The organism is Actinoplanes missouriensis 431 (assembly GCF_000284295.1).
Taxonomy (GTDB): domain Bacteria; phylum Actinomycetota; class Actinomycetes; order Mycobacteriales; family Micromonosporaceae; genus Actinoplanes; species Actinoplanes missouriensis.
In genome coordinates this window covers 3007547-3020456 of the sequence record NC_017093.1, presented here as the reverse complement: position 1 = coordinate 3020456, position 12910 = coordinate 3007547, and the positions used below count along the sequence as shown (strand labels likewise).

The window sequence follows — 12910 nt, the reverse complement described above, 5'->3', positions numbered from 1 at the left end:
TCCGTCACGCGCTGTTACCGTGAGTCCGGTGGGGGACGGTGATCCAGGCGATCTGCGCGACCGCCTCGTTCAGTACCGGGCCAACCGGCGGCTGCCCTCTGCCCAGGCCGGCGCCCGGATCTCCGCCTATGTCTACGGCAACATCATCGCGTTCGCCTCAGTGGTAGCGCTCAAGCCCGCCGACCTGGGGCACGGACATGCCCTGGCGCTGGTCGCCGGGGTCACCGTGTCGACGTTCGTGGCGCACGTCTTCGCCGATCTGGTCGGCAGCAACGCCGATGACGACGAGACCATGACCGGCTCGGCTCTGCGGCACGAGCTACGGGACTCGATGCCGGTCGTGACCTCCGCCCTCGTACCGTGTGTGTTGATGGGTGTGGGGTGGGCCGGATGGCTGAACCCACGCACCGTGATCGCCGCCTCGGCGTTCTATCTGATGGTGCGGATGGCGCTGGTCGGCTTCGTCATCGAGCGGCTGCGCCACCGCCGCCCGTCGCCGCGCACCCTGGTCGCCGGTCTGGCGTTGGCCGTCGCTGCCGCCGCGATCGGGCTGCTCAAGACGGTGCTCAGTCACTGACGCCCGGCCGGGACAGCAGCGGGCCCGAGCCGCCGGCAGCGACTCGGGCCCGTACCCGGGGATCGACCGTCAGGCTTTGCTGCGGTGCAGCAGGTGGATCTCCTCCGGCTCCGGCGGCAGGTCGCCGACGCCGGCCTGGACGGCCTGCTCGTGCCGCTTGTGCGCGCCGGGCAGGGCGAGCGCGGCGACGACCGCGAGGACGGCGACGCCGGCGCAGACCCAGAAGCCGTTGGTGAACGCGGCGTCGGTGGGCAGGCCCTGCGGCGTGGTGTTGGAGGTGATGACCGCCGCGACGACCGCGGTGCCGATGCTGCTGCCGATGGTCCGGGCGATCGTGTTGACGCTGGTGGCCTCGCCGGTCTGCGCGGCCGGGACGCTCTCGATGATCGCGTTGGACATGGCCGCGAAGGCGAAGCCGATGCCCGCGCCGGTGAGGATGCCGGACGCGAGGACCTGCCAGATGGCGCCGTGGCCGAGGGCCGGGATCGTGAACGCGACGACCACGAAGATCGCACCGAGGAACATCGGGAGCTTCGGGCCGTACTTGCGGTTCAGGATGCCGGCGAGCGGACCGAAGAACACCATCATGACGACGGTGGGCAGCAGGAACAGGCCGGCCTGCGAGACCGACTTGCCGAATCCGTAACCGGTCGCCTCGGGGAGCTGGAGCAGCGTCGGGACCAGCAGGAACGTGCCGAACATCGCGAAGCCCAGGATCAGCGCGACCAGGTCGGTGGCCCACACGCCGCGGACCTTCATGAGCTTCATGTCGATCAGCGGCTCCTTGACCCGCAGCTCGACCAGGACGAAAACGATCAGGCCGACGGCGCCCAGAGCGAGCAGGCCGATGGTCTTCGGCTCGCCCCAGCCCCAGGACTGGCCCTTGCTGATCGCCAGGAGCAGCGCGACGAGCGACACCGACAGGATGGTCGCGCCGAGCACGTCCAGCTTGCCGGGGGTGCGTACCGGGGACTCCTTCATGCCGAAGATCGCGCCGACCAGCGCGATGACGACGAGGACCAGCGGAAGCCAGAACAGCCAGTGCCAGGAGAGGTGCTCGACGATCGGGCCGGCGGCCACGATGCCGACACCGGCGCCGACACCGAAGATCGCCGAGATCAGGCCGACCGTGGTGGAGACCTTCTCGCGGGGCAGCTCGTCGCGGACCATGCCGATCGAGAGCGGAAGGATCGCGCCGGCGGCACCCTGCAGGACGCGGCCGACGATCAGCACCGCCAGGTTCGGGGCGAGCGCGGCGACCACGGTGCCGGCGGCGAGGGTGGCGAGGACGCCGATCAGGACCTTGCGCTTGCCGGCGATGTCACCGAGCCGGCCGAGGATCGGGGTCAGCACCGAGGCCGACAGCAGGTACGCGGTGACGACCCAGCTGACATCGCTGGTGGACGCGTTCAGCTCGCGGCCGATGGTGGACAGCGCCGGTGAGACGAGCGACTGCAGGACCGCGAAGGCCAGGCCGCCCAGCGCCAGGTAGAGCACCAGCAGATTTCCGCCGGAGCCCCGGGTCGCGGGCTCTTCGATGGTACGGGTCATGGTGTCCTCGACAGCTAGAAGTAAACGCCTGCTGACTTATTATCGGCAGCCAGGCACGGAAGTAAACGGTTGCTTACGTCACACCAGGGCCGGTGCCTGCACCCGCCTGAGCCGGAGGTACGCGGCCAGCCCGGCCGGCAGGAGCAGCCAGAACGTGGCGATCCGGTAGCCGAGCACGGTCGCGGCCGCCGCCGAGTGCGGGGCGCCCGCGGCGACCAGCCCGGCGGGGGTGCTGACGCCGCTGTGGCGGTACTGCCGGACGGCGAACGCCGCCGACATCGCCCCTCCGGCGGGCAGGACCATGCTCAGCGCCGACCGGCTGTAGGTGATCGCCAGCGTCACCCGGCGCGACACGTGCGCCGCCAGCGCGGCGAGCAGTGTCCGCTGCTGCCGCGCGAAGGCCAGCTGCGACACGACGTGCGCGAGGACCGCCACCACCAGCCAGCGCGGATCGGCGGCGGCCAGGACGTTCCCGACCTCCACCGGATCGGGTACGCGTCCGCGCAGCGCCACGGCAACGGCGGCCACCACGGCCGTCCCCGCCGCGATCCGGACTCCGTGCGTGCGCAGCCATGCCGCTACCTTCTTCGTCACGGTGCCCCGCCCTAGTAAACAATTGCTGACTCGCACCGTAGTGGTTGACGCCACCAAATCAACAACCGTTTACTACCCGTTGAACGATGGATCACAGTCGCGCGGGTGGGCAGAGAGGATGGCAGTGATCACGAGCGCGGATGGTGAGACCGCTTCCCGGCGGCGGCGCAACGCGGCGCAGACCCGGCAGGACCTCCTCGCCGTGGCACGGGCCCGGTTCGCGAAGGACGGCTACGCGGCGACCACGGTCCGCGACATCGCCGATCAGGCCGGTGTCAACGTCGCGCTGATCAGCCGCTACTTCGCGTCCAAGGAAGGCCTCTTCGAAGCGTGCCTGACCGACGCGATCTCCGACGTCGGCACCAACACCGACGACCTGGAACGCGACGACATCGCGGCCCGCCTCGCACGCCACCTCAGCGGCTCCCCCGACCGGGTCCAGCTGCGCAACGCGCTGCTGCTGCTGCGATCGTCAGGCGACGAACGCATCGACGGCCTGCGGCACGCCGTGCTGCGCTCGTTGAGCGAGAAGCTGGCGAACGCCGCGACCGGCCGGGCCCCCGCGGACGACGAGGTTCTGATCCGCGCTCAGCTCGTGCTGGGAACCGTCCTGGGCGTCGTCATGCTGCGCTCCACCCGCGCCGTCCAGCCGATCGCCGACGCCGGCGAGGACGCCCTGAACCAGGTGTTCGCCGAGCTCATCGACGCGCTGCTGCCCCACCCGGACAGCGGCTCACCGAGCTGAGGCGCCCCGCCCGGAGTTCATCGCTACCGGGACCCGATGACTGTCACGCCGCCCCGGAACGTCTTCGCGCGCCGCGCCCGGACGAACTGGACGGTCGCGAACACGACGAGCGCGAGACCGATGACGGCCGGGATGGCCGCCTTCCCGAGCGGCATCGCCAGGGCGGCCCGGTCACCCTTCACCCGCAGGTCCACCGGACAGCCCGGCGCCGCCAGGTGCGCCGGCAACTCCAGGGTGTGCGTCCGTTCCTGCCCACCGGCGTCCCAGGCGACGACGCACGTGTGGACGTTGCGCGCCCGCGATTTCGGGGTCGCCTCCGTCGTCGCCACGGTGCACGTCTGGACGGTTCCGGTGACGCCGCCCCACGCCTGGTTGCTCAACTGGACGATTCCGATCAGGAGGAAGACCAGCCCGCCCAGACCGAACACCACCGCCGAGATACGACGAAACAGACTCACCACGCGCGAGATACTACGATGATCGTCAATCATCTCGGTGACCGGCCATCCTCGGGTTCTCCTGCGGCACCGCGGGCGGGAGCGCCTACCCCTACCGCCTACCGCCTACCGCCTGCCGCCTGCCGCCTGCCGCCTGCCGCCTGCCGTCTCCCGCCTCCCGCCTCCCGCCTCCCGCCTCCCGCCGGGCCGACGGTGGCGGGTGCGGATGCGGATGCGGCTCGCCCCGAACGAATTGCCGACAGCCTCGGTGCTGATCCAGTTCAGTCGGACCGAACCGAGCTGAATGGTCATATCAAATAACGCCGACGCCACAAAACACCTGGTGTTATTTTGAGTCCGAAACCGAAAAAGGCGGGCCCTGAGAGGATCTCCGTTCGAAATGAATACTACTCGGCTATTGCGACGATCCTGCGTGGTCGCCATGGTGCTGACGTCCTCTGCGCTTGCCGGGACGGCTCCGGCCAGCGCTTATGCAGGCGCGTCTGCCCTCAAACCGGAGTGGACCTGTCCCGGTGGGACATTCTGCGGCTGGGACGGATACGATGCCCGCGGCACCATGATTGTGCAGCAAGGCCCCGAGTGCCGGTTGCACGACATCGGAAGCGCCGGCAATGGTGACCGCCTGATCTCTTACCAGAATCGCACCGGCGAAACGGTTGGCCTTTACAACTGGACGGGTACGCAATGGGCCCTTCTGGCGCGTGTGACAGATGGGCAGAGGGGCAACTTGCCGCTTTCCGCCATTCGCCAGACGGACGCCGTTCAAGTCTGCGACTAGGGAACGAGACAGCACACGGAGAGCGCCGGCCGGCGCGTGGTTCCTGCGTGTCAAATTCGGGCACGCTCCGCTCGCTCCGCACCTCGACTCCACACGCAGCGGGTCGGCCCGGGCAGTGTGTGGGGTCGGGGTCAGCGGGCGAGGGCCGGGTTGCCGGTCGAGCACCGTGATCATCGCCGGGGCGACCGGCTCCCGGCAGATCTTGGAAATGCCGAGGCCGGCTGGCGCTCAGCGCGGAAAAAACGTGCGGCCGACAGCACTGTTGACCAGCCGGGCGGGACGAGCTGGCTCCCAGTGCTGCCGGCATTGTGCTCGGACAGCGCTGACAGCCAGCCGGACCAGCTGGTCCACAGAGCTGATCAACACAGCTAGCTGATCAACAGCGCCGGCCCCCTTCGCGACCCATTCGGGCAGGTCGGCGTGGACCACGACGAAGAGGTCCCGTTCCGGGCCGATGAACTCCCGATCCGTGACAAAAGGCTGCGCGGAACGCCCCCTTCGATCACCGCGTGATGGAGCCTTCCGTAGTGATCCACGGCCGACATATTGACGGGAGCCAGGATGTGGCACAGGTCATCCTCCCGGACGTCACGGGCTTCGGCGGTCGCCTGTCATGGCTGATGACGACAGCCACGAGGGGGACGACGTGCACGCGACCATGGACCGGAACGAGCTCGACGAGGCGGCAACCGCCTTCACCCGGGTGCGCCCGCGCCTGTTCGGGATCGCCTACCGGATGCTCGGCAGCGCCACCGAGGCGGAGGATCTGGTGCAGGACGTCTGGCTCCGCTGGCAGAACTACGATCGCGGCGCGGTGCGGAACCCGGCGGCTTTCCTGGCGACGACGACGACCCGCCTCGCGATCAACAACCTTCAGTCAGCACGGGTACGGCGGGAGACCTACCTCGGCCCGTGGCTGCCCGAGCCGGTCGACACGTCGGCCGATCCTTACCTGGGTGCGGAGACCGGCGACGCCCTCGAGTTCGCCGTGCTGATCCTGCTGGAGAAGCTGACCCCCACCGAACGGGCGGCCTATGTGCTGCGGGAGGCGTTCGAATATCCGTACCCTCAGATCGCTGTCGTCCTGCGGACCAGCGAGCCCGCCGCGCGGCAGCTGGTGAGCCGCGCCCGCAAGCACGTGACGAGCGAGCGTAAGGCGCCCGTCGACGCGGCGGCCCAGCGCGAGTTGCTGAGCACGTTCCTCACGGCCGCCCGTGCCGGTGATCTCGCGGGCCTGGAGAACCTCTTCGCGGCCGGCGTCACCAGCATCACCGACGGCAACGGCGTCAAGCACGCGGCCCGCCGGGTGGTCGCCGGCGCGACACCGGTCGCGAAGTTCATCGCGGCGTTCTCCTCGTTCTGGTGGGACGGCGTGGAGGCCCGGTTCGTGACCGTCAACGGCCGGCCCGCCGCGGTCCTGCAGCACGCCGGCGGCGTCAAGGCGGTGCTGACGCTGACCGCCTCGGCGGACGGCATCGATCACCTGCTGTGGCTGATGAACCCGGACAAGATCGCCGCGTTCCGCTGACCGCGGGCGGCCCGCACATCGGTGTGCGGGCCGTCCGTCCGGCTACTTCCGGGCCGCGAGCCACTCACGGAAGGTGGTCGTGGCGAGGTGGGCATCGCCCCGGGCGATCAGCGCGTCGCCCGGCACCGCGGCGAACATGCCCGCCGCCGGATCCAGCACGACCGGCCGCTTGTCGCCGCCGGCCTCGAGCGCGATCCGCCCCAGCTCGTCGAGCGTGAACACCTCCGGCCCGGCGACGTTGCGGTACCCGTTGAGCGGCGCGCCGACGCTCACCGTCGCCACCTCGGCGGCGATGTCAGCCGAGGCGAGCGGCTGCACCGGGGTGGCGGGCAGGCGCACGGTGGTCTCGTCCGAGGTCCACGACAGCACCGCCGGCACGAACTCGAAGAACTGCGTGGCCCGCACGATCGACCACGGCACCGGTCCGGCCTTGAGGATGTCCTCCTGCAGCACCTTGGCCCGGTAGTAGTCGAGGCCGGGCACCCGGTCGACCCCGACGATCGACAGGATCACCGCGTGCCCGACGCCCTGCCGCTCGGCGGCGGCCACCATGGCGTCCATCGTGGTACGGAAGAAGTCCGGCGACTTGTCGTCGAAGGTCGGCGAGTTGGTCAGGTTCACCACCACGTCGGCGCCCTTGAGCCCGTCGTCCAGCCCGTCACCGGTGAGCAGGTCGACACCGTTCGACGGCGACAGCGGCGCCGCCTCGTGCCCGCGCTCGGTGAGCAGCCGGACGACCTGGGAGCCGATGAGGCCGGTCCCGCCCAGCACTGCGATCTTCATACGAACCACAACCCTTCGCTGTCACGTCCTTGTCACCACCACTGACCGGGCAGCCCGCGGAGTTGTGACATCAGGACGGCGGCGCTGATCTCTCCGCCTCCAGGCGTTCGGCCTCCTCGCCGCCGATCGCCTCGCCCCGTGCCACCATGCCGGCCACGTCGGACAGCGGGATCTCCTTGAGGAGGAGCGCGAGGACCAGCGCGATCACCATGAACGGGATGAGGTACCAGAACACCGGTGCCAGGGCGTCGGCGTAGGCGGCGACGATGCCGTCCCGTACCTGGTCGGGCAGTTGCCGGAGGACGGCCGGGTCGATCGTCGCGGTGGCCCGGCTCGCCTGCTCGGCGTCGGCGCCCGCGCCGGTGAACACGGTGGTGAGGTTCTCGGTGAGCCGGGAGGTGAAGATCGTGCCGAAGACGGCGATGCCGACCGCTCCCCCGACCTCGCGGAAGTAGTTGTTCGTCGCGGTGGCGGTGCCGATGTCGTCCGGCGAGACGGCGTTCTGCACCACCAGGACCACCACCTGGATGATCAGGCCCAGCCCGGCACCGAAGATGAGCAGGTAGACGCCGATGAGCCAGATCGGTGTGGAGGCGGTCAGGGTGGTCATCGCGGCCATCGCGCCACCGGTGATCAGCGTGCCGAGGACCGGGAAGATCCGATACCGGCCGGTACGGGTGATCAGCACGCCCGCCACGACGGAGGTCGCCAGCAGGCCGGCCATCAGCGGCAGCATGAGCAGGCCGGATGCCGCCGCCGAGGTCCCGGACGACATCTGCAGGAAGGTCGGGACGAACCCGAGCGCGGCGAACATGCCGATCCCGAGCGCGAGGCCGATCGCGGTGGCGTTCACGAAGATCGGATTGCGGAACATCGACAACGGCATGATCGGGTCGGCGGCGCGGGCCTCGACGACGACGAACAGGCTCGCGGAGAGGACCAGGCCGGCTGCCCATGCCCAGGTGACGCCGGCGGCCCATCCGTGGTCCGCCGAGCCGCCGGAGTCCGCGAAGAAGATCAGGCAGGTGGTCGCGGCGGAGAGGGACAGCACCCCGAGCCAGTCGATCGGATGGACCGCCTTCTTGTTCGGCAGCCGCAGCGCGAACACCGCGATCAGGAACGCGGCGATGCCGACCGGGATGTTGATGTAGAACGCCCACTGCCAGGTGAGATGGTCGACGAAGAAGCCGCCGAGCAGCGGGCCGCCCACCGCGGCCAGGCCGAAGATGCCACCGAGCGGGCCGAGGTACCGGCCTCGCTCGGACGCCGGCACGATGTCGGCGATGATGGCCTGGGACAGGATCATCAGTCCCCCACCGCCGAGCCCCTGGACGGCGCGGAAGATCACGAACGTCCAGAAGCCGGTGGCGAACGCGCATCCGACGGAGGCGGCCGTGAAGATCGCGATCGCGACGATGAACAGCCGCCGGCGGCCGAGCACGTCACCGAACTTGCCGTAGATCGGCATCACGATCGTGGTGGCCAGGATGTAGGCGGTGGTGATCCAGACCTGCGAGGAGACGCCGCCGAGCTCACCGACGATGGTCGGCATCGCGGTCGAGACGATGGTCTGGTCGAGGCTGGCCAGCAGCATCCCGGCGATCAGCGCGGAAAAGATGATCCAGATGCGGCGTCTGGTCAGCAGCAGCGGCGGGGCGGTGTCGGTGAAGCGGGTGGTGGTCATGCCTCCGTCAGCGCCTCTCATTCGGGAACGGCGTTCGCGAACGACGTTATCGTAAGGGTAGGCTGACGGCAAACAAGGAGGTAGAGCATGGAGACCGTGCCGGTGTGGCTCCGCGAGCGGCGTGCCGGAGTGGGCCGCCCCGCCGAGCGGTCCCAGGCCGAGGTGACCACCGCGGCGATCGCGCTGGCCGACCGCGAAGGCCTGGCGGCGGTCTCCATGCGGCGCGTCGCCGCCGAGCTGGGCACCGGGGCGGCTTCGCTCTACCGCTACGTCGACAGCCGTGACGACCTGCTCGACCTGATGACCGACGCGGTGGCCGCCGGATACCGGCTACCGCCGCCGGGCGGCCCGTGGCTGCCCGGGCTGCTGGAGGTGTGCCGGCAGGCGCGGGAGCTGATGCTGCAGCACGGCTGGCTGCCGGAGCTGGTCCTCACCCGCTCCACGCTCGGCCCGCACGGCGCCGACCTGCTGGAGCACGTGCTGGCGGTCCTCGCCGAGCACCCGGCGGACGCCGGCCGCAAGCTGGAGGCGTTCGCGGTGATGACCACGCTCACCGCGGCGCTGGTCCTGCACGAGATCGGTGGCGGCTCCGAGGCCCGGAGCAGGCAGGGCGCCTACCTCGCCCACGTGCTGGCGGCCGGCCGGCACCCGCACCTGACCGCGGCCCTCACCGGCGCGATCCCGACGCCGGCGCCCCGCTTCGAGGACACGGTGGCCCGCGTCCTCACCGGCCTGCTGGGCGGTTGAGCAGGTCATCCCGCACGTCCTTGACAATCGAATACCATTTGTAAAGCATCGATGGATGACTGCTGCCCTCGCCTGGCGCGACACCAAGCGGCCCCTGTGGCCGCTGGCCCTGGTCGTGCCCACGCTGCCGTTCGCCGCCCTCGCCATCACCCTCGCCACCGGGTCGGCTTGGGGCTGGTGGCTCACACCGGTCTTCATCCTCGGCGTGATCCCCCTCATCGACGTCCTGGTCGGCGACGACCGGGACAACCCGCCGGACACCGCCGTGCCGGCGCTTCTGGCGTCCCGCTACTACCGCTGGATCACCTACGTCTTCGTGCCCGTCCAGTACGCCGCGCTGGTCATGGCCTGCGCGGTGTGGAGCCATGGGATCGGCGCCCTCGGGGCGGCGGGGCTCGTGCTCACCGCCGGCCTGGTGAACGGCATCGCCATCAACACCGCCCACGAGCTGGGTCACAAGCGGGAATCGGTCGAGCGCTGGCTGTCCAAGATCGCCCTCGCGCCGACCGGCTACGGTCACTTCTTCGTCGAGCACAATCGAGGCCATCACGTACGGGTGGCGACTCCCGAGGATCCGGCCAGCGCACGGCTCGGGGAGTCCTACTGGCGGTTCTGGCCCCGTACCGTCGCCGGGGGTCTGCGATCGGCGTGGAACCTGGAGACCAACCGGCACCGGCTGCGTCAGCGCAGCCCCTGGAGCCGGCACAACGACGTCCTCAACGCCTGGGCGATGACCGTCGCGCTGTTCACCGTCCTGTGCGTCGCGTTCGGCCCCGGCGTGCTGGCGTTCCTCATCCTGCAGGGGATCGTCGGCTTCTCGGTTCTCGAGGCGGTCAACTACCTCGAGCATTACGGGCTGCTCCGGCAACGCAACGCCGCGGGCCGTTACGAGAAGGTCGATCCCCGGCACAGCTGGAACAGCGACCGGCTCACCACCAACGTCTTCCTGTTCCAGCTGCAACGCCACAGCGACCACCACGCCAACCCGTTGCGGCGGTACCAGACGCTGCGCACCTTCGACGTCTCCCCGCAGCTGCCCGCCGGATACGCGACGATGCTGCTGCTCGCGCTGATTCCGCCGCTGTGGCGACGGGTCATGGACCACCGCGTGCTGCGGCACTACGGCGGCGAGGCGGGCCGGGCCAACGCCGTGGCCGGTTACCGGCCGGCCCGGGAACATCACCCTGCCTAGAATTCAGGCCCTATGGAAGAGATCTCGTCCTACCGTGACGCCAGCCGGGCCAGGCTCCGCCTCACGCTCGTCGGCGCCGCCCGCGACCTGGCCATCGAGCACGGATGGGAGAACGTGCGGATGGCCCAGGTCGCCCGCGCGGCGGGCGTGAGCCGGCAGACGGTCTACAACGAGTTCGGCGATCGGGCCGGGCTCGCCCAGGCGCTGGCCGTCCGAGAGATCGAGCAGTTCGTCGCACAGGTTCGCTCCCAGCTCTTCGCACACGGGAGCGACGTCCGCGCAGCCGGGCACGCCGCGATCCTGCACACCCTGCAGGAAGCCGCCCGCAACCCGCTGGTGCGCGGCATCCTGACCACCGTGCGGGGCGGGCCCGAGGATCTGCTGCCGTACCTGACGACCCGGTCCGACGCCGTCCTCTCGGCCGCGGTCGAGGTGATCCGGGAGTGGGCCGGCACCCACGCGTCCGAGGTGGAGCCGGCCGCCGTGCTGCTGGCCGCCGATGCGACAGTCCGGCTGACGATCAGCCACATCCTCCTGCCGCCCGCCTCGCCGGCCGAGTCGGCCGACGCGCTCGCCGAGGTCCTCGTCCGCCTGCTGCGCTGATCACCGGTGTCCACGGGCGACCGAAAGGCGCCCGAGCATTCTGGGGGCGGAATCGGCCGGGCGCCTCCCAGCCATCCGGCAACTGTACACGCAGTGCCACAGTGTCAAAGGTTTTGACGCCATCGCATAGATTGACAACCCTGAGAACCGGCCGGGTCAGGCCGGCCAGGCGCGTACGACGTCGTCGGGTCCCCAGACGAGATCCACGGCGGCGTCCGGGAGACTCGTGCCGGAACGGCTGACGACCACCAGGCCGCTCACGCCGGGCTCGAAACCCGGGATCTGCAGGGCGCCCTGGCGCAGCTCGTCGAGATGACGCTGGTCGAAGGGCCCGTCCTGCCACTTGATCGAACCGGCGAAGACGATCCGGGACGCGATCGGGGCCCGGTCGGCGCCGACGAGATCGATCTCCGGGTTGGCCTGGCGATTCCACCAGCCGCCGACCTCCCACCCATCGCTCCAGGGCAGGTCCCCGGCTCCGGCGGCGACAGCGAGCGCGTCCCGGATGAGCGGCTCCACCGCGCTGCCACGCCAGCTGGACCAGCGCGCCTCGAGGACGTTCCGGGCGGCTGCCAGCCGGTCTCGCAGCACCAGCTGTTGGACGTCGCGCAGCACGGCCAGGTAGAGGCGAAGGTTGCTGTCGGCGATCCGGTACTGCGCCAGCTTGCTGGGCTTCGTGGACAGCGGCCTGTCCACGGCGAGGATCCGCTTCTCCTCGACCAGCCGGGTGAGCAGCGGAGACAGGGTGCCCGAGCTGACCGGTCCGCCCCGGTCCCCGGCGGCGGAGGCGATGTTGCCGAAGGTGCGGCTGCCCACGCCGCCGACCGCTTCCAGAACCCGCCGTGAGGTGTCCGGAGTGGGGAACTCCGACGCCAGGGACTGCTCAGGGACCGTGAACAGGGCGGACGTCTTGTTGGTGATCTCTTCGCGGAGGAAGTCGGCGGGCGGGGCGCCCGGCTCCCATTCGAGCGCGATGCCGGGCAGGCCCCCGGTGATCAGGTGGGCGTCGATGGCGTCCGCACCGCGCAGACCGGTCACGGCGGCGGTCTCGGCGAGGTTGAACGGGCCGAGGAGCATGTTGGTGGCCCTGCCGTAGAAGGGCCGGTCGTACTCGGTGAACCGCTGCATCATGTGCAGGTCGCTTCCGAGCAGCAGCAACAGGACGGGCTTCGCGGCCAGCAGACGATCCCACACGACCTGCAGGTGCCCGTCGAAGGTCGCGTCCTGCTCGGAGAGCCAGGGCAGCTCGTCGAGCACCACGATGCTCGGCGTGTCCGGCAGAACCCCGGCGAGGACGCGCAGCATGTCCCCCCAGCCACCGGAAGTGGGCCGGGAGGGCAGGAGATCCCGACCTGCCGGGGTGAGCAGCGTCGAGTCCCGCACCGACTCCAGGAAATAGCCGACCGCCTCGACGCTCGACGCGCCTTTGACCGCCGTATAGAAGCAGTACGGCAGGCCCGATCGATCGCAGAGCTCCTGGACGAGGCGGGATTTGCCGACCTGCCGGCGTCCGCGGAGGGCGACCGAACGGCCCTCACCGGTCCGCCGGACGCGGCCCAGGGCCTTCGCCAGCAGGTCGAGCTCGTCACGGCGTCCTACGAACATCGGTGCCCTATCCGAAGCTAGATGAGATCTTACTTCGGTCGAGTCTACCTATCGCGTGGACGCCG

13 protein-coding genes are annotated in these 12910 nt (G+C 70.0%); 7 read left to right on the top strand and 6 right to left on the bottom strand.

Features of this window, described 5'->3' with window-relative positions:
- Nucleotides 1-28 precede the first annotated feature (28 nt).
- Nucleotides 29-577: a hypothetical protein gene (locus AMIS_RS14135; protein WP_014442985.1), complete on the top strand. Its 549-nt coding sequence runs from the start codon at nucleotides 29-31 to the stop codon at nucleotides 575-577.
- Nucleotides 578-646: 69 nt separating this feature from the next.
- Here the strand turns inward: AMIS_RS14135 and AMIS_RS14130 are convergent, their stop codons facing one another.
- On the bottom strand, nucleotides 647-2128 hold the full coding sequence (locus AMIS_RS14130) for an MFS transporter (protein WP_014442984.1): 1482 nt from the start codon (nucleotides 2126-2128) through the stop codon (nucleotides 647-649).
- A 78-nt stretch (nucleotides 2129-2206) separates the two neighbouring features.
- Nucleotides 2207-2722 carry a lysylphosphatidylglycerol synthase domain-containing protein gene (locus AMIS_RS14125; protein ID WP_014442983.1) on the bottom strand — a complete coding sequence of 172 codons (516 nt, stop codon included), beginning with the start codon at nucleotides 2720-2722 and terminating at the stop codon, nucleotides 2207-2209.
- Between the two features lie 118 nt (nucleotides 2723-2840).
- Between AMIS_RS14125 and AMIS_RS14120 the strand changes: the two genes are divergently transcribed.
- Nucleotides 2841-3467 (top strand): TetR/AcrR family transcriptional regulator, encoded by a 627-nt coding sequence (locus tag AMIS_RS14120; RefSeq protein ID WP_014442982.1) that lies wholly within the window; start codon nucleotides 2841-2843, stop codon nucleotides 3465-3467.
- 23 nt (nucleotides 3468-3490) lie between these two features.
- Here AMIS_RS14120 and AMIS_RS14115 read toward each other — a convergent pair whose 3' ends face one another.
- Nucleotides 3491-3928, bottom strand: coding sequence for a hypothetical protein (locus AMIS_RS14115; RefSeq protein ID WP_041829761.1), 438 nt, complete (start codon nucleotides 3926-3928; stop codon nucleotides 3491-3493).
- Nucleotides 3929-4346: 418 nt separating this feature from the next.
- Between AMIS_RS14115 and AMIS_RS41645 the strand changes: the two genes are divergently transcribed.
- Together AMIS_RS41645 and AMIS_RS14110 are read left to right on the top strand one after the other, a co-directional pair.
- Nucleotides 4347-4703, top strand: coding sequence for a peptidase inhibitor family I36 protein (locus tag AMIS_RS41645; RefSeq protein ID WP_231859392.1), 357 nt, complete (start codon nucleotides 4347-4349; stop codon nucleotides 4701-4703).
- A 613-nt stretch (nucleotides 4704-5316) separates the two neighbouring features.
- The gene (locus tag AMIS_RS14110; RefSeq protein WP_014442980.1) at nucleotides 5317-6231 is read left to right on the top strand and encodes an RNA polymerase sigma-70 factor; all 915 of its coding nucleotides are present in this window, start codon (nucleotides 5317-5319) and stop codon (nucleotides 6229-6231) included.
- A 42-nt stretch (nucleotides 6232-6273) separates the two neighbouring features.
- Here the strand turns inward: AMIS_RS14110 and AMIS_RS14105 are convergent, their stop codons facing one another.
- The gene (locus AMIS_RS14105) at nucleotides 6274-7014 is read right to left on the bottom strand and encodes an SDR family oxidoreductase (protein ID WP_014442979.1); all 741 of its coding nucleotides are present in this window, start codon (nucleotides 7012-7014) and stop codon (nucleotides 6274-6276) included.
- A gap of 70 nt (nucleotides 7015-7084) precedes the next feature.
- Nucleotides 7085-8698, bottom strand: a complete 1614-nt coding sequence (locus AMIS_RS14100) for an MDR family MFS transporter (RefSeq protein ID WP_014442978.1) — start codon at nucleotides 8696-8698, stop codon at nucleotides 7085-7087.
- A gap of 87 nt (nucleotides 8699-8785) precedes the next feature.
- Here AMIS_RS14100 and AMIS_RS14095 point away from each other — a divergent pair, with 87 nt between their 5' ends.
- The 3 genes from AMIS_RS14095 to AMIS_RS14085 are packed head-to-tail and all read left to right on the top strand — an operon-like array spanning nucleotide 8786 to nucleotide 11240.
- On the top strand, nucleotides 8786-9445 hold the full coding sequence (locus AMIS_RS14095; RefSeq protein WP_014442977.1) for a TetR/AcrR family transcriptional regulator: 660 nt from the start codon (nucleotides 8786-8788) through the stop codon (nucleotides 9443-9445).
- Between the two features lie 55 nt (nucleotides 9446-9500).
- Nucleotides 9501-10637 carry an alkane 1-monooxygenase gene (locus AMIS_RS14090; RefSeq protein ID WP_014442976.1) on the top strand — a complete coding sequence of 379 codons (1137 nt, stop codon included), beginning with the start codon at nucleotides 9501-9503 and terminating at the stop codon, nucleotides 10635-10637.
- A gap of 12 nt (nucleotides 10638-10649) precedes the next feature.
- Nucleotides 10650-11240 carry a TetR/AcrR family transcriptional regulator gene (locus AMIS_RS14085; protein WP_014442975.1) on the top strand — a complete coding sequence of 197 codons (591 nt, stop codon included), beginning with the start codon at nucleotides 10650-10652 and terminating at the stop codon, nucleotides 11238-11240.
- A gap of 156 nt (nucleotides 11241-11396) precedes the next feature.
- On the opposite strand, the gene AMIS_RS14080 is transcribed toward AMIS_RS14085, so the two are convergent.
- Complete coding sequence (locus AMIS_RS14080; protein WP_014442974.1) at nucleotides 11397-12845, bottom strand: ATP-binding protein; 1449 nt, start codon at nucleotides 12843-12845, stop codon at nucleotides 11397-11399.
- Nucleotides 12846-12910: the final 65 nt, after the last annotated feature.